The sequence below is a fragment of the Ruegeria sp. AF2 genome (assembly GCF_056542025.1).
This window is the reverse complement of sequence record NZ_JBQFZC010000002.1, coordinates 107,949-132,044: the sequence shown is the minus strand read 5'-3', so window position 1 is coordinate 132,044 and position 24,096 is coordinate 107,949. Positions and strand designations below refer to the sequence as shown.

Below are 24,096 nucleotides of genomic sequence, written 5' to 3'. Positions count from 1 at the left end.
TCTTACTTGATTAGCGGATAAATCTTCCCGAATCCTAAATGTGATCTCCTATCCAGCTGGTTTCTGCGTCGCAAAGAGCCGCCATTCTTGCAATAGCTCGGGCCGAGGCTTACCGTCGGCGCTCGGGCAATCGGCATTTGTCCTGGATCATACAGGCTCATCATGAGGCAGGGGAATGGAACCCACCCTATTTTCATTCATATGGAAGCATTCGAAAAAACAGCAATTGGTCCTACTATTGCTGACCGTTCTGTCATTTCCGTTCCTTTACGCTTCGTTGGAGCTTCCTAAGCAGATCATCAACGACGCGATTGGTGCGCCCGCAGACACCGTGACAGTACTCGGTATCACCGTGACACAGGTGCAGTACCTGCTGATTCTGTGCTTTGCCTTTTTGGCAACTGTCATCGCCAGTGGCGTGATGAAAATGCGCATCAATACCATGAAAGGTATTCTCGCCGAGCGGATGTTGCGTCGCCTTCGCTTTACCTTGATCAGCCGCTCGATGCGCTTTCCCAAATCCTATTTCGCCACCACCAGCCAAGGTGAACTGGTATCGATGATTACGTCCGAGGCCGAACCCATGGGCGGGTTGATGGGAGATGCCATCGCGCAGCCCGTTTTTCAGTTCGGCCAGATGATGACGATCGTCACGTTTCTTTTCATGCAAAGCGTGTGGTTTGGTCTGGCCAGTATTGCATTGATCCCTTTGCAGGCTTGGCTGATTCCCAAATTGCAGCGTCAGATCAACCTTCTGAACAAGGATCGCATTCAAGAGGTCCGGCGGCTGAGCTCTGAGATTGGCGAAAGTGCTGCTGGTATCAGCGATCTGCGCACCAATGGCGGCTGGCGCTATCGTCTGGCGCAATTCAGCCATCGGCTAGGAACCTTGTTCGAGATCCGCTTTAAGATCTACAACAAGAAGTTCTTCATGAAGTTCCTCAACAATCTGATCACTCAGATGACACCCTTCCTGTTCTATTCAGTAGGCGGCTATCTGGCGATCACGGGCGAGGTGACAGTAGGCGCATTGGTTGCCGCGTTGGGTGCATATAAAGACCTCAGCGGCCCTTGGAAGGATCTTCTGACCTACTACAACCAGGTACAGGACATGTCACTGCGCTGGGAAATTGTGACCGAACGGTTTGCCCCATCGAATATGATACCCGAACAGTTGTTTGAGGGCGTCCCCGAGGCAATCCCGCACCTAACCGGCGATATCGAACTGCGCAACGTGACCGTTCGTGATGATGACGGCAAGACCATCCTTGAGGATATTGATCTTACCATTCCCCAAGGCGCTCGGGTTGCGATTCAGTCGAAACACGCTTCGGAACGCAGTGCGCTTGCGCAGTTGCTGACGCGCGAAGTGCTGCCGGTTCAAGGCGAGGTTCTGATGGCTGGCCACAACCTCAACAGCCTGCATCAGGCGGTGATTGCGGCGCGGATCGGCTATGCCTATTCACGCCCTTACCTGTTCGACGGAACATTGGGTGATAACCTGCTAATGCCGCTGCGCACGCATCCTCAACACGAAAGTGGTGCATTGCAGGCCCCCTCACGCCGCCAGATCGAAGCCGTGCGCGCCGGGAACCCACCCGATTCACTGTCCGATGAATGGATCGATCCAAGCCTCGCGGGTCTTGATGACATCGAGGATATTCGCGATTGGTGGTTCCAGCTTGTCGAAGCGATGGGCATTGATGAATTTATGTTCCGGCGCACTTTGCGCTCTCAGTTCGACCCGGAAGTACACCCGGTGTTGGCGAATGAAATAGTCGATCTGCGAGATACCGTTGCCACACGCCTGCAAGAGCGCGGTTTGGACAAGTATGTCTATCGGTTCGATCCTGACCAGTTCAATCCCGCCGTGCCCTTGGGCGGGAACCTGCTGTTCGCTTCACCGACGCATGATATCGCACCGGACATTCTGGCGGGGGACCACCGGTTTCTGTCGTTGCTTACGGGCAATGGCCTGGATGATGACGCGCTCAGCATCGCTCAGGCCGTTCTGGAAACCCTAAACCAGACTTTCGGGCGAGATGGGGCCGATCACCCATTGTTCTTGCGGCTTGGCATGTCAAAAGACATGTACCACCGTCTGCTCGATATCGAAGAGCGCCGCAAAACCAAGGGCGAAGAAGCCATCGGCGATCAGGAACGTGCGCTGCTGTTGACCGTCCCATTCATGCTGACCGCTGAACAAATCGGCCCGAGTTTCCCTGAGGAGTACAAGGACAAAATCCTTTCCATTCGTCACAGTCAGGCCGAACGGCTGCGGGGCGCTATGGGTGCGATGTTCGTGCCGGTGTCACCGGACGTCTACGTTCCCCGCCTGACAGCAATGGAAAACGCTCTGTATGGTCGGGTATCCATCATGGCTGGTGCTCATGCAGAAGAGATCGAAGATCTGGTCGCGGAGGTTCTGAACGAGGCCGGGCTGCGCCGAAGGGCCGCCGCGATCATCTACGACCTGCCCTCCGGGTTAGGTGGGAACAACCTTCCGACAGTGTTTCAGGAGCGTGCTGCCTTTTCTCGTGCCGGGATCAAACGCCCCGATATCCTGATACTCGACAAGGCACTGGCCAGCCACGACTCTGAAAGCCGCCTGCGGACCCGTCTGAAGCTGCGCGAGTTATTACCCGACTCGATCATGATCTTTATGGAGGATCATTTTGCCCATCCGGAAGCCTATGATTTATTTGTTGAAATAAAGGACGGTCGCATCGATGGTGTCTCCCGCGTGTCCAACGATGCCGAAGACACCGGGACGGACGACCTGAGCCGGAAACTCAAGATCATTTCTTCGACCGAGTTGTTTTCACGAGTCGATGGGCGCAACCAGCGTCTTCTGGCGTTTTCGGCCCAATGGTACGAGGTCGCGGCAGGTCAAACCATTTTCGCACGTGGCCAGGCTCCCGATGCGGCGTATTTGTGTATTTCAGGTTCGGCAAGCCTGAATTGGCTGAATGAACACGGTGAAATGCGTTCGCTCTCGATAGTAGAACCCGGGCGCCTTATCGGCGATCTTGCGATTATCACCAATGAGCCGCGACAATTGGATTTGGTAGCCCTCACGGATTGCTCGTTCCTGCGGATCGGCGCGGAGGAATTGCGTGCTGTGATTGAAAGTGACGCGGGCGTTGCGATGAGGTTGCTTGAAACCGTGGCCGGATATTTGTCCACGGTGTCCGAGCGGTTGCGTGACCCCAACACTCCAATTGGGGATGACCTGCCTTCGGTAAGTGCTGAGCAATCCGATGAGCACTAATGAAAGGCGGGGGGCCTATTCAAGTCATCAGCAATTGCTAGGTGCCGCCCGCAGATATCCCGAGATATGGCGCTTGTTGGCTGGTCTTGCGCTGGTCTCAGTGGTTGTGGTCACGCTCAATGCAATCTTGTTCGCAATCGTTGCCAGTCTTGGCTCATCAGGATCGGCGGTCACATTCTTGAATGGATCGTCGCCAACAGCGCTCCTTATTGTGCTCTCCAGCTTTATTTTTGTCACTATTGGCGTGGCGTTGGGGGCACGACTATTTCAGCACCGGTCACTTGCCTCGGTCCTGGGCGAACAATCCATCGCAATCTGGCAGTTTTGGCGCGTTGTTCGCGCATTGCTTCTGCTGGGTGCAGTCATATTCATACTCCCTCCCTATGACCTTGGTGCACCATTGGTGGCGAATCTCGCGTTAACTAAATGGCTTTTGCTGCTTCCCTTATCCGCTGTTGCGGTGCTGATTCAGACCAGCGCCGAGGAAATCCTGTTCCGAGGCTATATGCAACAGGGCCTCGCCGCGCGGTTTCGGTCTCCGCTGATCTGGATGGGTCTGCCATCAATCTTGTTCGCAGCTGGCCACTACAGCCCCGCGACGGTCGGAGACAATGCGGTCTTGATTGCCATCTGGGCGCTGACATTTGGGCTTTTGACCGCCGATCTGACCGCGCGAGCGGGTACGCTGGGCCCCGCCATTGCGCTGCATTTTTTCAATAACATCGCGGCTCTGCTTGTCATTTCGCTTCCCGACAACCTTGGTGGCCTGGCCTTGTTCCATCTTCCTTATGAGGCATCGGACGCCGAAGCGTTGCGACCTTGGTTGCTAGTCGACTTTGCGCTGATGATCGTGGGGTGGCTCACCGCAAGATTGGTCCTCAGGCGCTGATTGCATTTCCCGGCATTGCGTCTTATTTGACGTCAACGCCGCATTATCAAGGTTCCGACATGAACTGGATCACAAACTACGTCCGCCCCCGGATCAATTCGATCTTCTCGCGCCGCGAAGTGCCCGAAAACCTTTGGCACAAGTGTGATGAGTGTGGAACCATGCTGTTCCACCGCGAATTGGCGGAAAACCAGAATGTCTGCACCCAGTGCGACCATCACATGGCAATCACGCCGCGCGATCGGTTCCAACATCTGTTTGATGGCGGTATTTTTTCCGAGGTTGATGTCCCGGCACCGAAAGACGATCCCCTGCAGTTTCGGGATCAGAAAAAATACCCTGACCGTATGAAGGCGGCCCAGAAAAAGACCGGCGAGAAAGAAGCGATGCTGGTCGCCGTTGGCGAAATCGGCCGTACCCCGATCGTGGCAGCCGCGCAGGATTTTTCGTTCATGGGCGGATCGATGGGCATGTATGTAGGCAATGCCATCATTGCTGCAGCACAGGAGGCTGTTAGGCTACAGCGGCCCCTGATCCTGTTTTCGGCAGCCGGCGGCGCGCGGATGCAGGAAGGCATTCTGAGCCTGATGCAAATGCCGCGTACGACGGTCGCAGTGGAGATGCTCAAAGAAGCAAACCTGCCCTATATTGTTGTCCTGACCCACCCGACTACAGGCGGCGTTACAGCCTCGTACGCGATGCTGGGTGACGTTCATATTTCGGAGCCCAATGCCCTGATCTGTTTCGCCGGACCCCGTGTGATCGAACAGACCATTCGTGAGAAACTGCCCGAAGGATTCCAGCGCGCTGAATATCTGCTGGATCACGGGATGCTCGACCGAGTGACCAAACGCACCGAGATGCGGGATGAGCTGATCACCATCACCCGAATGCTGATGAAGCAGCCCCCTGCGGTCAAAGGCGACCTTCCTGCGCCCGAGCCGGAAGAAGCCCCAACCGAGGCACCCACCGAGGACGCGGTCGAAAAATGACCTCCCCATCTTCGGATGCCATCCTAGACCGGATGATGGCGCTGCACCCCAAGATCATCGACCTGACTTTGGACAGGGTATGGCGTTTGCTGGCGGCACTAGACAATCCTCAGGTTAAGCTGCCTCCGGTCATTCATATCGCTGGAACCAATGGCAAGGGCTCGACCCAGGCCATGATCCGGGCGGGGCTTGAAGGGGCAGGGCATGCGGTCCATGCCTATACCTCACCTCATCTGGCCCGGTTTCACGAGCGAATCCGACTGGCAGGTGAGCTGATTTCCGAGCCCGACCTGACCGCCGTGCTGGATGAGTGTTACGCCGCAAATGGCGGTGAGAACATCACCTATTTTGAAATCACCACCTGCGCCGCGCTGCTGGCATTTTCCCGCACCAAAGCTGACTATACGCTGCTCGAAGTCGGGCTGGGCGGGCGGCTGGACGCCACCAACGTGATCGAACGGCCCGAGTTGACGGTCATCACCCCCGTCTCGATCGACCATGAGCAGTTCCTGGGCGACACTTTGGGCAAGATCGCCGCTGAAAAAGCCGGAATCATCAAGCCGGGCGTTCCCTGCATCGTCGGCCCGCAGCAAGATGAGGCGCTGGAAGTCATCGAATATACTGCAGCCCGTCTGGGCGCTCCGCTAATGGTCCACGGGCAGCACTGGCATGTTCATACTGAGAACGGTCGCCTTATTTATCAGGACGAAACCGGTTTGCGCGATCTGCCTATGCCAAACCTACTGGGTGCTCATCAGATCGAAAATGCAGGCGCGGCTCTGGCTGCGTTGCGCCACCTGCAAATGGGTGATGATGCCTACGAGGCCGCTGTGGCCAAGGCCGAATGGCCCGCGCGCATGCAGCGGCTAAAAATCGGTCCTCTGGTTGAGCAGGCCCCTCAAGCTGAGTTGTGGTTGGATGGCGGTCACAACGCGGCTGCAGGCACTGCTTTGGCCGAGGTTTTAGCGTCACTACCAGAACGTCCCACGCATATGATTTGTGGTATGCTGAATACCAAAGATGTCACCGGTTATCTCGCGCCATTGGCCCAAAGGGCAGACAGCTTGACGGCCGTATCGATCCCGGGTGAGCAGAATACACTGAGCTCGGACGAAACCGCCGCCGCTGCTGCTAAGGTGAATCTGACCGCCACAACAGCAGACAGCGTCACAGACGCGCTCGCCGCAATCACCGCTCAAACCCCTGATGCACGCATTCTGATCTGCGGGTCGCTTTATCTTGCGGGAAACATCCTTAGAGAAAACGCCTGATCCTCCGCCTGATGAAAAAGATCCTGCGCCAGGGCAGCACCCCCTATCTGCCCCAATCCTTGTCTTGCATCTCCCGCAGGCGCGAGGCCGTACGCTCAAACTCAAAGGTTCCTTCTCCTTCGACATAGAGCATCTCGGGCTCGGCAGCGGCGGAACAAATCAGCCGAACTTTCGCCTCATAAAGCGCATCGATCAGGGTGACGAAGCGCTTTGCCTCATTGAAGTTATTGCGTGACAAACGCGGGATGTCTTCAAGAACCAATACCTTCAGCGCTTCTGCGATAGCCAGGTAATCTCCTGGACCCAACATTCGTCCGCAGAGGTCAAAAAACGAGGCCCGTGCAACGCCGTTGCGAAAGGCGGGCAGGACAACTTCGCGACCCTTCACCTGAAGGGCCAGCTCTTCTGCCGGTCCACCCGACAGATCATTCCACACCTCACGAATCTTTTCCCGCGCTTCGGGCCCGATGGGGGTGAAGTAAACCGGCGAGCCTTCAAGTCGGTTCTGCCGGTAATCCGTGGGTGAAACCAACTCCCACACTTCCAGTTGCTCTTTGATATGCTGAATGAAAGGCAGAAAAAGCTGCCGGTTCAACCCATCCTTATATAGATCATCCGGATGTCTGTTCGAAGTCGTAACGATAACGACACCACCCTTGTAGAGCAGATCAAACAACCGCCCCACGATCATCGCGTCGGTGATATCGACGATCTGCATCTCATCAAAGGCCAGCACCCGCGCCGATTTGATGACTGCATCGGCCACAGGTACCAGAGCGTCCTCAACGCCGTCTTCACGCGCCTTGTGCAGACCGGAATGGATTTCCTGCATGAACGCATGAAAATGCACCCGTCGAACTGGGATTTCACCCAATGTCTCGACAAACATGTCCATCAACATCGACTTGCCGCGCCCAACACCTCCCCAAAGATACAAACCCTTGGGTGGCGGCGGCGCTTTGCGGAAAAATCCACGCTTAACCGGTTCGGCCAAGGCTGCCCGAATGCGCTCAAACCGGGGCAGCACAGCCTCTTGCGCGTCGTCCCGGGTCAGTGTCCCATCAGCAATAAGATCTTCATAGTGTGAAATTAGATCCGTCATGAGTTGAGCCATACCGATCGCTTCGTGTGTTGAAAAGAAACCTTTTTTCCAGACACATCAATATTGCTGAACTGGCGTCACAAAACTCCTGAATTGACGCGCCGAGTTGTACCGCTAACGTCTGCTGGAACCAATCTTCGGAGCCTTAATGTCGCAATCCACCCGTTTGCTGAACCCGATCCTGATCGTCGGCTGCATCGTAATTACAGTCAGTTTTGCCGTACGCGCCTCTTTTGGTGTGTTCCAGATACCGATTGCAGATGAGTTCGGCTGGCTACGCAGCGATTTTTCGATGGCGATCGCCATACAAAACCTGGCTTGGGGGATCGGCCAGCCGATCTTTGGCGCCATTGCGGAAAAGATAGGTGATCGGCGCGCCATCGTTCTGGGCGCTCTGACCTATACGGCGGGAATGGTCCTGACGGCATGGTCCGTTACCCCGTTTGAACATCAGATGTATGCCTGGCTCGTGGGTTTCGGGATCGCTGGGACGGGGTTTGGCGTGGTCCTTGCGGTCGTAGGTCGTGCCTCATCGGATGCGAACCGCTCGATGTCATTGGCGATTGTCACCGCAGCGGGCAGTTTCGGGCAAGTCATTGGCGCACCCACAGCAGAGTGGTTGCTGACTTTCTTACCCTGGCAGCAAGTGTTTCTGATCTTTGCGGTGGCTATCCTTGCATTGATCCTGACATTGCCATTCATGCGCGCGCCTCAGCCCGTCAGCAGGACGGAGCTAGAAGAGAGTATGGGGCAGATCCTGTCCAAGGCATTCCGCGACCCGTCTTATTCGCTGATTGCGATCGGCTTTTTCAGTTGTGGCTATCAACTGGGCTTTGTCACAGCCCATTTCCCCGCCTTCGTCACCGAGATGTGCGGCCCGATCCAACCCGGAGGCCTCTTACATTCGATGGGGATCACCACAACTTCAGCCTTGGGGGCGATTGCGATTTCGTTGATTGGGTTGGCCAATATCGGCGGAACCCTTTTGGCCGGATGGGCTGGAAATCACTTTCCGAAGAAGTACCTGCTCGCGGCGGTTTACACCGGCCGAACGCTTGCCGCAGGTGCCTTCATCGTGTTCCCAATCACGCCCTTGTCCGTGATCGCATTCTCGCTTGTGATGGGGTCGCTCTGGTTGGCGACCGTACCGCTAACATCTGGCCTTGTCGCACATCTCTATGGCCTGCGGTACATGGGCACGCTCTACGGGATCGTATTCCTGAGCCATCAGATCGGCAGTTTTCTGGGCATCTGGTTAGGCGGGCGCATGTACGACCAATTCGGTGATTACACCATGGTTTGGTGGATCGGCGTCGCTATCGGAGCGTTCAGCGCCATCATTCACCTGCCCATCCGCGAAAATCGCTCACCAACCGGCGTGACAGCCTGAGCTATGCGGCCTCTTCAGCGGTCAGCAGCCCCTCAGAAACCAATCGATCCGCCCAACCCTGCGGATCGATGAAGTGGTGCGTTTGCCATCCGCGCGCCCTTGCTGTTTCGATATTCTCGATCCTGTCATCTGCAAACAAAAGCGCCGAGGGAGGGATGCCGCAATCGGCCTCAACCATTTCGTAAATTGGCATATGAGGTTTGACCGTCTTCATCCGACCCGAGACATATTGACGATCAAACTCATTCAGAAACGGATAAACAGTAGTGGCATAGTCAAAATTCTGAACCCCAAAATTCGTCAGGGCAAAGACCGGGATCTTCTTGGTCCGCAACGCGCGCAGCAGTCGCGCTGAATGTGGGATCTCGGGCGCGGCCAGTTCGATCCAGTTGTCATGCCACATTCGGATTTCATCGCGCCATTCCGGGTACTTGTCCGCCCAATTGTAAATCGTATCCGTGAAATGATGGCCCTGATCTACCAGATCATTCATCCCATGCAGATCGACCTCGTCAAACATGGCGCGACGACGATCCTCGCCGATTACCCGATCATAATAGCGCTCGGGCTGCCACTCGATCAGCACATTTCCGATGTCAAAGATGACGGCTTCAATGGCCATGACTTAATCCCATACCAGTTCAATCACCACCGACTGAACCAAGCGCAGGTCAGAGATGCAAGCGCCAACCGCCGCGCGGCACGCGCTGCCCAGCCCAACGGGAGGATACGCATCTTTGATGCGTCTCTGACCGGCGGGAGCACTACCTGCGAAGGGCAGCGCGTATCTCGCGCTCAAGCGCATCTAGAAAACGCGACCGGTCGGCTTTGCTAAATGGTTTTCCCCCGCCACCTGTCCCCAGCGGGTTCGCCGCGCGAAGGTCCGCCATCAGATCGCGCATTGCCAATTGCTGGCCGATATTGGCCGCAGTGAAAGCCTCACCACTGGGCCGAAGCACGCGTGCTTCGGCTTCAATACACTTGGCGGCCAGCGGTATATCAGAGGTAACGACAATATCGCCGGTGCCGCAGCGTTCGGCAATCCACTTATCCGCCTCATCTGCTCCCGAGGCGACGATCACTACCTGCACCAACGGGTTGGCGGAGGGGCGTAGCCCTCCGTTTGAGACCAGAACCATCGGCACCTTGTGCCGGGTTGCCACCCGTTCAGCCTCGGCCTTGACCGGGCAGGCATCCCCGTCGATGTAAAGCGTCGTCACGCCTCTTTGACCTTTGGGGCTGACTTCGCCTTTGGCGTCGATTTGCGCACCTTGAATTCGTCCGGAATGGGCATCCGGTTAAAGGCATCCAGCCCCGCGATTTTGTAAGCTTCGGCAAGGGTCGGATAGTTGAACGTGTTCTGCACGAAGTAGTCCACCGTGCCTTTCAGGTTCAGCACCGCCTGCGCAATATGGATCAGCTCGGTTGCCCCTTCGCCAACGATTTGCACACCTAGAACCCGCCGGGTCTTGAGCGAAAATAGCATTTTCAGCATGCCATGCTCCAACCCCATGATGTGCCCGCGTGAGGTTTCGCGGAAACGGGCCACGCCCACTTCGTAGGGAATACCACGCTCCTGCAGTTCTTCCTCGGACATCCCGCAGGTTGAGATTTCGGGGACCGAGTAGATCCCATACGGATACCAGGGGCTTTCCGGCAGGGTTGGAGTCTCCAGCGCATGACAGGCCGCGACCCGCCCTTGTTGCAACGAAGTTGAGGCCAACGACGGATGCCCGATGACGTCTCCGGTGGCATAGATATGCGGCTCCGAGGTCTGATAGGTCTTGCGGTCCACACTGATACGATCGCGATGATCCGTTTCAATGCCAACCGTATCCAGGTTCAGCGCCGAGGTTGCCCCCATCCGCCCGGCTGCAAACAGCAGCATCTCGGCCCGGACGTGCCGCCCATTGTCCAGCGTGATCTCAACATGGCTACCGGCGTCTTCTATTTTCTCGACGGCTGCACCCAACCGCAGATCGACGCCATTTTCACGGATCTGATGTGTGAAATCGTGGATAAGTGTCTTGTCGATGAAATCCAGAAACGTCTCGCGCGGTTCGATCAACGTCACCCGGACATCAAGCGCCGAGAACATGGTTGCATATTCAACGCCGATCACGCCCGCACCGATCACGCAGAGCGAACGCGGGATTTCCTCCATCTCAAGGAAATCATCTCCATCGACGACAGTTTTGCCATTGAAAGGCACGTAATCTGGCCGGTAGGTCTTGGTGCCGGTGGCGATCAGGAATTTGGCTGCTGTCAGACGCGTGGATTCGCCTGCATCCGTAGCCACCTCGATCTCGTGTGGCCCCGTGAACGTCGCCAACCCGTTCAGCGTTTCAACATGGTTGCGGTTGAACTGATGCTCCAGCACATCGACCTCATGATCGAGTGTCATGTGCAGCCGTGCTTTCAGATCCTCGGCGCTGATCTGATCCTTGACCCGGTAGGAGCGCCCATAAAAACTGCGCTCGCGCCAGCCTGACAGGTTCAGCACCGTCTCTCGCAAGGTTTTCGATGGGATCGTTCCGGTATGAACAGAGACACCACCAAAACGATCTTTGCGGTCAATCACCAGCACCCGGCGCTGCAATTTGCCTGCCTGAATCGCCGCCGCCCGGCCTGAAGGGCCCGAGCCGATGATGATCAGGTCATAGTCATATTTGCTCATGCCTCAGTCCCCATACAGCGCTTCGGCGTGGAAGGTGATGTGATCCTCCATAAAGGTGGACACGAAATAGTAGGAATGGTCATAGCCGGGCTGCAGGCGATAGGTGGCCTGCTGGCGACGCTCGGCAATTGCCTGCGCCAGTGCCTCCGGGCGCAACAGATCCATAAACTGATCGTTTGCACCGGTGTCGATCAGGACCGGTCCGTCAAAGCCTGTGCTTTTCATCATCGCCGACGCGTCATGCTTGGCCCATGCGGTCTCATCATCGCCCAGATACGCGCTGAGTTGCTTGCGGCCCCAATCCGCCCCCATGGGGTTCGAGATCGGCGAGAAGGCCGAAACAGAGCGGTAACGCCCGGGCAGGTTCATCGCCAGCGTCAATGCGCCATGCCCACCCATCGAATGTCCTGTGATGGCCTGACGATCAGGATCAATCGCAAAGTTCTCGGCCAGAAGGGCCGGCAACTCTTCGGCAACATAATCCCACATGTTGAAGTGAGGCGTCCAAGGGCCTTGCGTGGCATTGACATAGAATCCTGCGCCTTGGCCAAGGTCATAGTCTTCGTGATCTGCCACGCCTTCGCCGCGTGGTGAAGTGTCGGGGAACACAAGCGCAATGCCTTGTTCGGCCGCCCAGCCCTGGGCACCCGCCTTCGTCATGGCATTTTCATGGGTGCAGGTCAGGCCCGACAGGTACCACAGAACAGGAACGGGGCCGTCCTTGGCTTCGGCTGGAAGAAACAGGCCAAATGTCATATCACATTTGCAGGCCGAGGAAGCATGGCGATAAACGCCCTGCACACCACCAAAACAGGCATTTTCCGAAAGGGTTTCCATCAAGCTGATCCTCACGTTGTTTCCGGGCCATGGCTACCGGTCTGCAGCGTCGGCGTAAAGTGCAGCCACCTCTGGAAAGCTCATTTTTCGAAAAGGTGAAGATCAGAATCCGCTGACCCATCCTATCGCCAGCGGGACGGTCAGAATGCTGGCGATGGTAGATAACAGGATGGCAGCAGATGCCCGTTGCGGGGCCACACCGTAGTGCGCGGCCAGCATGTAAACATTGCCTGCAACTGGTAAAGACGCCGCCGCGATTGCGACCATCGCAGGGAATGAGGCAACCGGGATCAGCCAAATCACCATAAGTGCCACGAAAAACGGATGCAGCACCAGTTTGCAAAAACTCAACCAGCCCGCGATCTGGATGCGCTCGGCCGATTTGTCTGCCAGTGACGCCCCGATGGCAAACAGCGCCCCCGGCGTAGCCGCACCGCCCAGAATTGTCAGAAAATCATTAAGCGGGGCTGGTACAGGCACCTCTAACGCAGACCAGATCAATCCGGCGGAGATTGACAAGATCATGGGGTTTCTCAGCAGGCCAATCCCGATCAGGCGCATCGTCCCCAGGCTGAGCCGACCATCGCGGCCACCGTTGATCAGAATCACGATCAATGAGGAAAACACAACCAGATCAACTGTCAGCACCAACATCACGGGACCAATGGCGGCTTCGGAGAATAACAGCGCAAGCATGGGCAGGCCCAGAAACCCAACATTGCCAATAGCAGCACATTGCGCCTCGACCGCGGCGGTGGGGATGTCCAGCCCTCGGAGATAAGCGATAGCCGTCGCCAGCGCATAGACGCCAGCAGTGCCGATCAGATACCCGATCACCAGCCGACCGTTGAAAATTTCGGCAAAGGGCAGGGTGGCGGCAAACCGAAATAGCATAGCCGACAAAGCAAAGAAAAACACGAACTTGGTTAGATATGCTGTCGCCTCGGGAGGGAAAAACCGGCTGCGTCCGGCCCAGAACCCCAGGCCGATGATTGCGAAAAAGGGGAGAGTGCGCAGAAATATCTCGACCATGGCAACGTGTTAACATGGCTGGTCAGGCTCGCAAGGTTGACGCACGGTCGGCGGTACGATTGAAGCCGTAACGTTGTGCCAAAACCGCTATCGGAGTGAAAAGCGTTGAAACTGAACCGAACGGTTTATAGTGTTGCGGGATATCGCAATCCGGAGACATCATGACCCAAGCCGCCACCATCCTGCGTACAGGCCGTAAATTCGACCAGGTGTTACGTGGGGCCCGAGAGGTTTTCATGGCGGATGGGTTTGAAGGCGCAAGCGTCGATGACATCGCGCGTGCGGCGGGTGTTTCGAAGGCAACGCTATACAGCTATTTCCCCGACAAGCGACTGTTGTTCACCGAGGTTGCCCAGACCGAATGTCGCCTGATGTCTGAACGCATCCTTTCGATGATCGATGAGACCAAGCCAGCCCGCGAGGTGCTGACGATAGCAGCCACTCAGCTTACGGCTTTTCTCGTCTCGGACTTCGCGCAGCAAGTCTTTCGCATATGTGTGGCCGAGCGCGACCGATTCCCCGAGCTTGGTAAAGCGTTTTATGAAGCAGGGCCGAAGAACGGCCAACGCCAGATGGCCGAATATCTGACCAAGGCGGTTGGTAAAGGTGAGTTGGCGGTTGAAGACGTCAACATCGCGGCCGAGCAGTTTTCTGAACTGTGCAAAGTCCGACTATGGGGCCGCGCGGCGTTCGGTATCCAAAATCGATTTGACCAGAACGAGATAGACGAGATTGCATTACAGGCCGTCGACATGTTTATGGCCCGCTACGGCGTTTGAACTGCGTAAGTTCGCCAGCGATCAATCACATTGATGGTAAGAAGTCGTGTTGGTGCGGGTGGAGGGACTTGAACCCCCACGCCTTGCGGCGCCAGAACCTAAATCTGGTGCGTCTACCAATTTCGCCACACCCGCAACCCGATGCCGAAGCACCGCGACGACGCGCTGAATAGCAAAGCTTTTGAATGAGTGCGAGAGGTAAAATCAAGCGAGAGGGCAGTTTATTATCGTCTCGCTGGAAACAATCTTTTGCCCAAGTAAGTTTAACCAGAACTCGCATGTGCCAAATGTTAAAGAACGTGCCTTGGACAGTGAGAATGCGGTTTGGCCAGTCTTTCCAGCACGAACAGTGCTCAGGTGCTGGTTTTGGTCGTAATTTCACCTGTGTGAAGGCCCGTTCTCTGGTCCTTCTTTTTGTTTCCATTTAGCGAACATTTATCGCAATTTTTCTCTTTATCTTAAACTCGCATACGTTGAGTCGCTCAGAGATTACTTTGTGTGGGGCACATTTCAAAAAAGTGTAACTTGAGGTGAGTGGTTTCGTATCGAATTTCAATCAGAGGTTCCTTCGATCACAGAAATAGAAATTATTTCTATATATTTCAAAAAAGTAAGAAGCGGCGTGCAAATCCTTGACGCGACGGAACCTCAGACTTTTTAATAAGCAATCAAAGCCATAAAAACTTGGGCAACTCTTCAACGTCGTGGCTTACACTCTCATAGGTTGAGGTTTTTCTATGAGGCGCCATCATAATTGTGCCACATTTCAAACGCCAAAATATCCTATTCGCGTCAAAATAACACCGCGGTAATCGTAATTGATTGGGCGCAGGAGTTAATGAGTCTTTTTGCCTTCTGGCACCGTGCGAGTTTCTGCTCAACTCCAGAACAAGGGTCTCTGTCGTGACCAACCAGATCAAATCCGTTGCTTCCGAGCAAGACGCTGTCAGCCTTGCGCGTGAAAGCTTTATTGGCGAACTGAAAACCCTGAACCGTCAGCACCCTGGCACAGGATTCGGCGTCGCTCTCCGTACGCATTCGGGCAATCGCTACTTGCTGGCTAATGCCCGCATGCCGCTGCCTGCCAACAAAACAGATGATTTTCCGACCGGACGCCGTGTGGCTTGTTTGGAAAATGGTGAAGGCTTCAGTTCAATCGAAGTTCTGGCTGATTCTTTCGCATATGAATCGATTTCACCGCGAACCGAGGCCGCAATCCTCGGCAACGCGCTGGACCTGATCGCACGAATCGACACGCTTGCAAGCCTGCCTGACGGGGCAGGGAACCACATCGCTGCAACTGGTACCGGAGGCTGACCATGGCGCGTAACGACCACCTTCTGTCTGTCGGAAACGAGTCCCTGTCTGAGATGACAGAGGCAATGACCTCGTTGACGACACAGATCGACCAACTGACAGAGGTGGCGGATGCACGGTCTTCCGCACGGCTGGCTGCGCTCAAGACCAAAATGGAGAATTTTACCGCCAGTGTCACGATGGTGGGGCAGGTGAAGGCCGGCAAATCCTCAATCGTGAACATTTTGGCCGGGCGGCCAAATCTTTTGCCTTCGGATGTGAACCCGTGGACCTCGGTGGTTACAACGCTGAACATCAACACCCGCACAGAAGGCGACACCCGTTCCAAATTCACATTCTTCGAGCAGGAAGAATGGGACAATCTGATGGTTGGCGGCGGTCGTCTGGGCGAGTTGGCTAATCGAGCCGGTGCCGATGATGAGATGGACGATATTCGCCGTCAAATCGGCGAGATGAAGGCCAAATCAGAAGAGCGGCTTGGGAAGCACTTTGACCTGATTCTCGGTCAGAGCCACCAGTATGATTATTTCGACGATGAACTGATTCAGCGGTATGTCTGCCTCGGGGATGAGGATGACCCGGATATCGACCCCAAGACGGGTCGTTTCGCCGATGTGACTAAATCGGCCGAGCTGTTCATGGATATCCCGCAATATCCGATCTCGCTCAAGCTCTGCGATACCCCAGGAGTGAACGATACCTTTATGGTGCGCGAACAAATCACCCTACGCAGCCTGCGTGGATCAGAGGTGTGTGTTGTTGTTTTGGCTGCCAGCCAGGCGCTGACCACGATGGACATGGCGCTAATGCGGATCATCGCACAGTTCGAGAACCGCCAGATCATCCTGTTCGTGAACCGCATCGATGAATTGTCAGACCCGGTCAATCAAGTGCCTGAGATACGTGATCGTATTCAAGACACACTGAAACAGAACAACATAGACGCCAACACCAGCGTTGTTTTTGGCAGCGCTCTGTGGGCCGAGGCTGCGCTAACCGGAAACCCGGACATTCTAACTGAGGAATCGCGCGAGGCGTTGAACACCTTCTATCTGGCGGCTGGATTTGGCGATCAGGCTGCATCGCTGGATAAGATCTGGGCGCTATCAGGATTGCCTGATCTGCTGCTCGCCATGAATGAGCGTATCGCTGAGGGTGCAGGAACGCGTCTTTTGGATCGCGTTCGCCATCGGGCGCGCAACATCGCCAGCCAGATCCGGGCTACTGCAGTGGCCAAGACGCTGTCAAACTCCGACGGTATCGTTCGGGATCTGGACGGTGCGTCGCCCGAAGAAGCGATCGCAAAGGTTTCGGCTGAGTACGAAAAGAAAGCCTCGGAACTGACAACCAAGCTTCGCGACAAGGTATTAGAGCGACTTGCGTCCGCAGAAGCAAATTTTGTCAAACGTGCGACGGATTCTCTGATCTCACATCTGGAACAGAATGGTGAGCAGGGTACATGGCAATATGATCCGGCAGGTCTGCGCACCTTGCAGAAGGCGGCATATTTCAGCTTTGCCCGATCCATGCGTAAGGATGCCGGTGCTCTGTATTCGGCTGCTGCAGCGGATGTCGAGGCACTGTATCAGAAGCTGCTGGGCAACCACTTAGGTGAATTCAACATTGAAGCTCCGATCGTGCCGCGTGTACCCCCGCCATTAGGGATTGGCCGCACAATCGCACTGGACCTGCAGAGCACATGGTGGCGACGTTGGTGGCAACGCCGCAAAGGGTTTGAAGCTTATGCCGCAGACTATACGCGTTTGATCGCGTCCGAGGCGAACTCGATCACCAAAGACATCGAGGAAAACCAGATCGCCGCCGTCTTAGAGAACGTGCGGGCCACGTTGACCGACTTTATTGCCGAACAGAAGGACACGCTGCTCAGCATCTCGCAATCGCCTGAAAGGGCTGCGGCCCAGATGGCCGAGCAGAAGCCGCAGAAATCACGTGACGATATTCTGGGCGATATCCTGAAAGACCTTAGTAACGAAGCAGCATAAGAAGAGTTATGGTAAAAGAATCACAAACCCGCTTCGTCTCTCCCAAGGCTTGGAACCGCATCGAGCAGTGGTCCCGCCGCAAACCTGTGTTTGCGCTCATGGGGGAATTCAGTGCAGGCAAATCGACGTTGATGAATTTCCTGCTGCGCAAACAGGCACTGCCGACGCAGGTCACAGCGACGCAACTGCCGCCGATCTGGTTCAGCTGGGGCAATCGACCCGCCTATATCAAACGCCATGATGGTAGTACGCAGAATATCGAATTGGATCAGCTTGAACAGGTTGGTGTCAACGACGCCCAGTTCATTCGCATCTTCCTTGAAGCCGACATTCTTGAGGCGGTCGACCTGATCGACACACCCGGCATTTCGGACCCGAAGATTTCGACGGATGTCTGGCAACGCGCAGTTGGCCAGGCCAATGGTGTGTTGTGGTGCACGCACTCGACCCAAGCTTGGCGGGAGACTGAACGTGCCACTTGGGTTTCGCTGCCAGAACGTCTGCAGCACAAGTCGCTGCTATTGGTGACGCGCGCAGATGCCTTGAATCAGAAAGACCGTCAAAAGGTCTTACGCCGTGTAAATCGGGAAGCGGGTCATTTGTTCAATCGCACGATCCTGTTCTCGGCCCGTGATGCCATCATGGCCCGTGACAAAACCGGCGACGCCGAGTTGTGGTCACGCAGCGGCGGCGGCAAGATGGTCGACAGTTTCCTTGAGATCACTGAGCAGATCATGGACAGCCGTGCGGATATGCTGTCGCGCTATCAAATTGACAAATCCCTGTCAGACGCACCCAAAGTTCAGCCATCGCGGCCCGAGAAAACCTCTGGCGATGCACCGCTGAAACTTGTCACGCCGATGGAAGATGACTCTGCCGAGAATGATGTGGTTACAAGTTTCCCGGTACGCCCTGCCCGCGTGGAGCGTCGCACCGAGGAATCCGGACAGGCGCGGATTGATGCAGAAGAAGCCGAGCGGATGCGCGCGGAAATGGCGACCGAAGCGGAGCCTGCTGATGAAGACTTACGTGCCTTGTTCTCTGACAAGACGGAAGATCCGCTGGATTTGAACCTCTTGGCAAACCCCATCACCGACGTGGATGAGTTTGATTTCATGGATGACGATGATGAGGAAGAGCAGGAAGATGCCGAACTGATCGTCTTGGGCGAAGAAGAGGACGAAGCGGAAGCAGTCGAAGCTGCGGACACCGAACAAGAGCCGTCGGAAGACGCCGAAGAATCATCAGATATCGAAGTATCGGTTTCGTCGATTACGGCCCTGTTGGCGGAACAGTCGGAAAACTCGGCAGACGAATATGAACCGGAGCCCGAATCGAATGCGCTGGCTCCAAACCGCGTCGTATCAATGGTGGGTGAAGCTGCTGCCGAAGAGATTGAAGATGCAGCCGATGACAAGGCAGATGATTTGGGCGATCGCCTCATAGAAACGCCACTCAGTGCTGCAGCAATGTGGGGTGAAATCGTGGCGCGTGAGAACCTGCCTGACGATGCAAATGGCCTGAAAAGCGCCTTTGCAGCATTCTTGTCCGAGTTTGACCAGATTGCGTTGGAACATGACGCTAAGCGGAATCAAGACATACCGCGCGCCGTTTCTGAGGCTCGCAAAAACGGCGGAGCGGAGTGGCATGCGATTTAGATTAAACCCGAAGGTGGGCATCTGAATGTCGATTGAATCTGCTCTGGCTTCGGCCATCGAAACCATACCCGACTGCATCGCAGCCGGGTATGTCGACATGGAGACCGGCATGTTATTGGGCGTCGACGCGTCGGACCAAGACAGCGCTGATGCGCTCGAAAATCTCGCACTTGCAGTAGCTAATCTGTTTCAGGGACGCGGTATGAAGGGATTCGAAGAAATTCTGCGTGCGGCAAAAATCGACGATACTGAACACCCCGGATTTGGGGAAATCGCGGTGTTTTCAAACGACCGGCTGCACATCTTTCTCAGGACAACAGAATATCCTGATCACGTGGTATGCTATATCTGCCGCGACAGCGCGAATGTCGGGCTGGCGCTTACGAAATCACATCTCAGCCTCGGGCCGGTGGCGGCCGCGGTGTAGACGGGACCAGAGGGGGTCACGCATGATGGATAGTGAAATACTGGATATGCTCGAAGGGATCGGGCGGACTTCGGTCGCGCGCTTATCGCCTGCAATCTACCTATCGGGTAGCAGCGCACTGTTACGCCGGAATGAGGTGCTGGGGGCCATCCGGGGCACGATCTTGCCTAGGCGTTTGGAATTTACGGCGGCTGACGGGGCAACTTTGGCTATCGAAGTCAACAGCTCTCGGGTCACCGACGTATTCCGCTGTGCTTCGGGCCCTGTCCCGGATTTTGAAACCGAAGCACGCGAAAAACTGATCGAACGACTGGCGCAAGTGGTGTCGGAAATTGCAACGGCACCCGGCCCGCTTGAGTTGGTTTCTCTGCGCCCGGATACGGCGCTTGAGGCTGATGACGTAGGGGTTACCTTTTCGGAGGTCGAAGCGGCCTGCGCGCGGATCGAACTAATCGAAGAGCCACGCATGGCCATCGTTTCCGACCAGACCTTAGAACCAGAAGCCCAGCCAGAAACTGCGTCACAAGGCGCCACCAGTATTGCCGGAAAATTCTTTGAGGGCGCGGATCGGTTCGCATTAGGTCGAATACTGATTGGGTCGACTGAAGACGAGATGCAATTTGACGGGTTGTGTGCGCAGGGCCAAGACGCACATCCGGACACGGATATATTGGCCCGATTCACCCGGGATCTGGCGGGATGGCAGGCCGATGGTTCCGATGCTTTAACTGATCCACAGCTGATCGTCATTCGCCCGACAGGTGGACAAGGCGCGGGTCTCGCCATCTTGTGCGACGGTCAGGATACCGCCGCCGCCGTTCATGACGCCCGCAAGCTGGGCGCTGTCGTCAACCTATGGAAAACATTGAATAGCGCCGTTGAATAACCGCGTTCCTGCCAAATAGTGTCCACTTTGCAAAGTTAAACAAAATACGAGTTACCAGGGTAAATCTTATGAGTGAGTTAAACCGCCGCGAGCTTATTCGCATCGCAGAAGACATGAACGGGACGAGCAATGACGAAACGCGTCACTTCATCTCGCGCATCGTTGACGACTTGTCGAACCTCAAGCCTTCGATAGCATTCGTAGGTCAAATCAAGGCCGGAAAATCGCGCTTGATCAACGGTTTCACCGGGCATGCAGAATATTTACCCTCGGACGTGAACCCATGGACGACAGTGATCACCGACATGCATTTCGGTCATCCGTCCGGTCGGACGTCGGGCGCCGAGTTTCATTTCTTCGACAATCGCCAATGGCAGGCCCTGATCGCCGAAGGTGAAGAGTTGCGCAACATGTTCCCTGATGAAGAGGACAGCTACAAGCGCGAGATGATCGAAGAGCAGGTCGAGGCAATGAAAACCCGCGCCAAGCTACGCTTGGGGGAAAGCTACAAACACCTTCTTGGCGAGCATCACGATCTGGATGAATTGACCTCGGATGACCTGGCGCGCTATGTCTGTGCCGGGGATGACCCGACAGATGAAGACCAGTATGACCCCGGTTCAGATCGGGGCCTTTACAGCGACATCACCCGTAAGGCCGAGGTCTATTTTGACATTGGCCATTTTCCGTATCCGGTGACAGTCACAGACACACCCGGTGTCAATGACCCGCTGCTGATCCGTGAAGAGATCTCGCGCCAGTATCTCAAGGAATCCGACTTTTTCGTCGTCGTGCTGTCTGCGCATCAGGCGTTGTCGCGGGCCGATCTGAAGCTATTCCGCCTGATGCAAGCGCTAGAGCTTGGTCAGATCGTGGTCTTCATCAACCGCGTGGACGAATTGGGTGGTGGCGCCGAAGATGCCGGCAAAGTGCGCACTGACGTATTGGATGGGCTCGAACAGGCGCTTGGCAACTCGGAGATTGACGTTCTGATGGGCAGCGCCCAATGGGCCCATTATGCGCTGACCGGGGATGAAACCGGAATCGACCATGATCAGATATTGGCGTGGCTGCGGGCGCATCCCGAACAGATGAAGCAATATCTTGACGGCGTCGAAGAGATCAAACAAGGCCCCGGCCCCATCAGCCGCGAAGGTGTATTGCGATTTGCCGCGATGATCGCATCGGGCCTGCCCGATCTGCGCCGTCATGTGACCAAAGCCCTGACCGAAGGACCGCGCCAAGAACAGCTTAATATTGCGTGGCAGCACCTCAACAGTTTTGCCCAAGGTGAGCTTGAGCGCAGCACTGCGCGGCTTCGTGCGATTGAAGAAAAGGATGGTCCCGACACAGCGGATGTCGAAGAAAACAACAAAACGCTTTCTGAGTTGCGCGCGCTAGTTGAAGATAAATCCAAGGCCATCACCAATGATATGGACGATGTATTGGCCAATTTGCGGGGTGTTATGGATGACACCGTTGCCGAGGCTGTCTCGATCGTTGTGCGCGGCCCTGATGGGCAATCGCCTTTGCTGGCCAAAGACGGAGATACCGAGCTGAACTTTACGCCTCTGCGTGAGCGGATGCGCGAGCTTGTCCAGGGCGCGACCCAGGTGGTGCGGCAGCGCATGCTTAGTGAGCTTTACGCAATCGATATGCAGACCAATGCTGCTTTGCGCGCCTTGCCCGGATGGCAGGAGCCCGTGGACAATCGCATGAATACCAGCGCGGTGCGTTGGTTCCGTCCAAATACAAGCGCGCTGACGCGTGGCATTACGGTTGAGTTGCGTGTGACATGGCTGTCGCGACTGATATCGCGTCGCAGTGTGTTGAACCGCGCCGAACGGATGATCGTTCAAGAGTTTGAGATGATCGGAGACGATCTTGTAGATACCGCCAGAAGCGACCTGATCGAACGGATGAAAACCGTTCTTGACCATTATATGGCGCTGCTGGCCGGGCATCTGGAACATCGCGCAGGCCCCGATGGGTCGAACGCGCGCGCCGAAGCGCAACGTGCGGTTGACCAAGCGCGGCGCATCAGCGATGAACTAGGGGCGGTGCACGGAACTGCACCCGTGGACACTCGACAGGCAGAGGCCGCAGAATGATTGAATTCCCCGGAACCGAGAAGGAAGTGCGCCAGCTAGAGCGTTTCCTGACCGCCACCGAAAATGCACCCTCATCGGCAGAGCTGGATGATATGCGCGCCCGCGCGCTGGCCCATGCCGAGCGGCTTTCGAACGCGGTTTCCATTGGTTTTGCCGGGGAGTTTGGAGCCGGAAAGTCCAGCCTTGCCAACATGCTGGCGGGGGCAGACATTCTGCCCACCGGGCCGCAGCATCTGAAATTGCCCCTGGTGATCGTGGCCTATGCCGATACGCCTGAGACAACCGTTGGTTGGTGGGACAAGGAACCCAAAGTCTATTCCGGTATAGCGCTGGAAAAGGCAGCGGCGGATGAACCCGATTTCATCTCGGTCGGGTTGAATACCCCTGCCCTGCAGGAGATTTCGCTGTTTGATTTGCCCGGTGCCGGTGCACTGGATGATACCTACAAACAGACTCTAAATTTGCTCGACTATGTGGATTGTGCGATCTGGTGCACCAATGGCACCAACGCCTGGCGTGAAACCGAACGCCATTTGTGGTCGCAGGTCCCTCAAAAGCTGCGCGATAACAGCTTGTTGGCTGTAACACATGCCGATTTGCCTCCGGTGCGGGATGCTCTGGATCGGGTAGTCGCACGCCTGAACAAGGAGAAGGGCGATTTGTTTCGCGCGGTTGTGACCATCGGCACCCCGGTAGCGGTACGGGCCATGGAACAAGAGCCTGAACCCGACTTTGCTTTGTGGGAAACCTGTGGCGGGCAGAACTTGGCAGAACAGGTTTTGCACATAGCCTCTGATCACCGTCGCCATGATCTTGAGGCCGCCCAAAAAGATCTGGCTGAAGAGTTTATGCCTTATCTGGAGAACCTTACTGGTGCGGCTTCGACAGATGGCGCTGAGGCCGACGGCAATACTGTGCAGGCAAGCCTAGAGGCCGCCCTGCCCCCCCTGGACAATCCAATCCTTGAAGACTGGCTTGCGGCCATCGCCAGCATTTACAACGATCTGCGCGAAAGCTCAGATATTGAACCGGCGGCCTTCCTGCAAAGCTGTCAGGAAATCGTCGAGGATTTTGCCGAAAGGTTAGAATCTGGTACCGAAATCGATCCCAAAGCAGACTGGATTCCGGCCGAGTTTGAAAAGGCCACTGACCTGTTGCTGTTGCTGCAGTTTGAAACCGGGGACGCACCGCTGAAGGATGCAATAAGCATTCTCGCACAACTCAGCGACAATCTGGCTTGGGCAGGCAGCTCTGTTGCGTCGGCGCCCCCAAAAACCGGCACATAAGTTTTTCCCGCTTGAATTGAGCCGCATCGCAGCGATTCGAAGCGTTCGGAATCAGCGCGATATTGTTTCGAATTCGTGGACCAAGCGTCTATTTCGGCGGTATAGAATCCATTTCTTCCATCAGGCAAACACAACATATTGTGGGATGAGGGTCTGGACTCACTATAT

At 55.8% G+C, this 24,096-nt stretch carries 19 protein-coding genes and 1 tRNA gene; 13 read left to right on the top strand and 7 right to left on the bottom strand.

The features are described 5' to 3' along the window. The first annotated feature begins 175 nt into the window (after nt 1-175). Genes ACR0NM_RS08385 through ACR0NM_RS08370 form a run of 4 tightly spaced genes read left to right on the top strand, consistent with a single transcriptional unit; the run spans nt 176 to nt 6,423 of the window. A complete protein-coding gene (locus ACR0NM_RS08385) occupies nt 176-3,271 on the top strand; it encodes an ABC transporter transmembrane domain-containing protein (protein ID WP_480614055.1) in 3,096 nt (1,031 codons plus the stop codon). Further along, nucleotides 3,261-4,160: a type II CAAX endopeptidase family protein gene (locus ACR0NM_RS08380; protein WP_170407256.1), complete on the top strand. Its 900-nt coding sequence runs from the start codon at nt 3,261-3,263 to the stop codon at nt 4,158-4,160. Before ACR0NM_RS08385 ends, ACR0NM_RS08380 begins: the two co-directional genes overlap by 11 nt. Nucleotides 4,161-4,219: 59 nt before the next feature. Further along, a complete protein-coding gene (gene accD, locus ACR0NM_RS08375; RefSeq protein WP_170393952.1) occupies nt 4,220-5,152 on the top strand; it encodes an acetyl-CoA carboxylase, carboxyltransferase subunit beta in 933 nt (310 codons plus the stop codon). Continuing rightward, nucleotides 5,149-6,423: a bifunctional folylpolyglutamate synthase/dihydrofolate synthase gene (locus tag ACR0NM_RS08370; RefSeq protein ID WP_170393950.1), complete on the top strand. Its 1,275-nt coding sequence runs from the start codon at nt 5,149-5,151 to the stop codon at nt 6,421-6,423. Before accD ends, ACR0NM_RS08370 begins: the two co-directional genes overlap by 4 nt. Nucleotides 6,424-6,466: 43 nt before the next feature. Here ACR0NM_RS08370 and zapE read toward each other — a convergent pair whose 3' ends face one another. After that, entirely contained in the window at nt 6,467-7,525 is a 1,059-nt protein-coding gene (gene zapE, locus ACR0NM_RS08365) for a cell division protein ZapE (protein ID WP_480614053.1), read from the bottom strand. Nucleotides 7,526-7,673: 148 nt separating this feature from the next. Here zapE and ACR0NM_RS08360 point away from each other — a divergent pair, with 148 nt between their 5' ends. After that, complete coding sequence (locus tag ACR0NM_RS08360; RefSeq protein WP_480614051.1) at nt 7,674-8,915, top strand: MFS transporter; 1,242 nt, start codon at nt 7,674-7,676, stop codon at nt 8,913-8,915. 1 nt (nt 8,916) lies between these two features. Here ACR0NM_RS08360 and ACR0NM_RS08355 read toward each other — a convergent pair whose 3' ends face one another. The 5 genes from ACR0NM_RS08355 to ACR0NM_RS08335 all read right to left on the bottom strand — a co-directional run bounded on the left by ACR0NM_RS08355 (nt 8,917) and on the right by ACR0NM_RS08335 (nt 13,461). Further along, on the bottom strand, nt 8,917-9,537 hold the full coding sequence (locus tag ACR0NM_RS08355; protein ID WP_170625675.1) for an HAD family hydrolase: 621 nt from the start codon (nt 9,535-9,537) through the stop codon (nt 8,917-8,919). Between the two features lie 142 nt (nt 9,538-9,679). After that, nucleotides 9,680-10,135, bottom strand: coding sequence for a YaiI/YqxD family protein (locus tag ACR0NM_RS08350; protein WP_170511868.1), 456 nt, complete (start codon nt 10,133-10,135; stop codon nt 9,680-9,682). After that, entirely contained in the window at nt 10,132-11,592 is a 1,461-nt protein-coding gene (gene sthA, locus ACR0NM_RS08345) for a Si-specific NAD(P)(+) transhydrogenase (RefSeq protein ID WP_170818326.1), read from the bottom strand. The genes ACR0NM_RS08350 and sthA overlap by 4 nt, the downstream gene beginning before the upstream one ends. 3 nt (nt 11,593-11,595) lie before the next feature. After that, a complete protein-coding gene (gene fghA / locus ACR0NM_RS08340; RefSeq protein WP_170562027.1) occupies nt 11,596-12,429 on the bottom strand; it encodes an S-formylglutathione hydrolase in 834 nt (277 codons plus the stop codon). A 102-nt stretch (nt 12,430-12,531) separates the two neighbouring features. Then, entirely contained in the window at nt 12,532-13,461 is a 930-nt protein-coding gene (locus ACR0NM_RS08335) for an AEC family transporter (RefSeq protein WP_170393935.1), read from the bottom strand. Between the two features lie 161 nt (nt 13,462-13,622). Here ACR0NM_RS08335 and ACR0NM_RS08330 point away from each other — a divergent pair, with 161 nt between their 5' ends. Further along, on the top strand, nt 13,623-14,240 hold the full coding sequence (locus tag ACR0NM_RS08330) for a TetR/AcrR family transcriptional regulator (protein WP_170732693.1): 618 nt from the start codon (nt 13,623-13,625) through the stop codon (nt 14,238-14,240). A gap of 50 nt (nt 14,241-14,290) precedes the next feature. On the opposite strand, the gene ACR0NM_RS08325 is transcribed toward ACR0NM_RS08330, so the two are convergent. Then, nucleotides 14,291-14,375: transfer RNA gene (locus ACR0NM_RS08325), tRNA-Leu, on the bottom strand. A gap of 768 nt (nt 14,376-15,143) precedes the next feature. Between ACR0NM_RS08325 and ACR0NM_RS08320 the strand changes: the two genes are divergently transcribed. From ACR0NM_RS08320 to ACR0NM_RS08290, 7 genes are all read left to right on the top strand, one after another. Further along, nucleotides 15,144-15,557, top strand: a complete 414-nt coding sequence (locus ACR0NM_RS08320) for a hypothetical protein (protein ID WP_170393931.1) — start codon at nt 15,144-15,146, stop codon at nt 15,555-15,557. Between the two features lie 2 nt (nt 15,558-15,559). Next, nucleotides 15,560-17,560: a dynamin family protein gene (locus ACR0NM_RS08315; RefSeq protein WP_170393929.1), complete on the top strand. Its 2,001-nt coding sequence runs from the start codon at nt 15,560-15,562 to the stop codon at nt 17,558-17,560. 8 nt (nt 17,561-17,568) lie between these two features. Next, the gene (locus ACR0NM_RS08310; RefSeq protein WP_170393927.1) at nt 17,569-19,218 is read left to right on the top strand and encodes a dynamin family protein; all 1,650 of its coding nucleotides are present in this window, start codon (nt 17,569-17,571) and stop codon (nt 19,216-19,218) included. Between the two features lie 25 nt (nt 19,219-19,243). Beyond that, nucleotides 19,244-19,645 (top strand): hypothetical protein, encoded by a 402-nt coding sequence (locus ACR0NM_RS08305; RefSeq protein ID WP_170818330.1) that lies wholly within the window; start codon nt 19,244-19,246, stop codon nt 19,643-19,645. A gap of 22 nt (nt 19,646-19,667) precedes the next feature. Beyond that, a complete protein-coding gene (locus ACR0NM_RS08300) occupies nt 19,668-20,531 on the top strand; it encodes a hypothetical protein (protein WP_480614048.1) in 864 nt (287 codons plus the stop codon). Between the two features lie 68 nt (nt 20,532-20,599). Further along, entirely contained in the window at nt 20,600-22,642 is a 2,043-nt protein-coding gene (locus tag ACR0NM_RS08295; protein WP_170407302.1) for a dynamin family protein, read from the top strand. Beyond that, complete coding sequence (locus ACR0NM_RS08290) at nt 22,639-23,928, top strand: dynamin family protein (RefSeq protein ID WP_170511884.1); 1,290 nt, start codon at nt 22,639-22,641, stop codon at nt 23,926-23,928. Before ACR0NM_RS08295 ends, ACR0NM_RS08290 begins: the two co-directional genes overlap by 4 nt. The last annotated feature ends 168 nt before the right edge of the window (nt 23,929-24,096 follow it).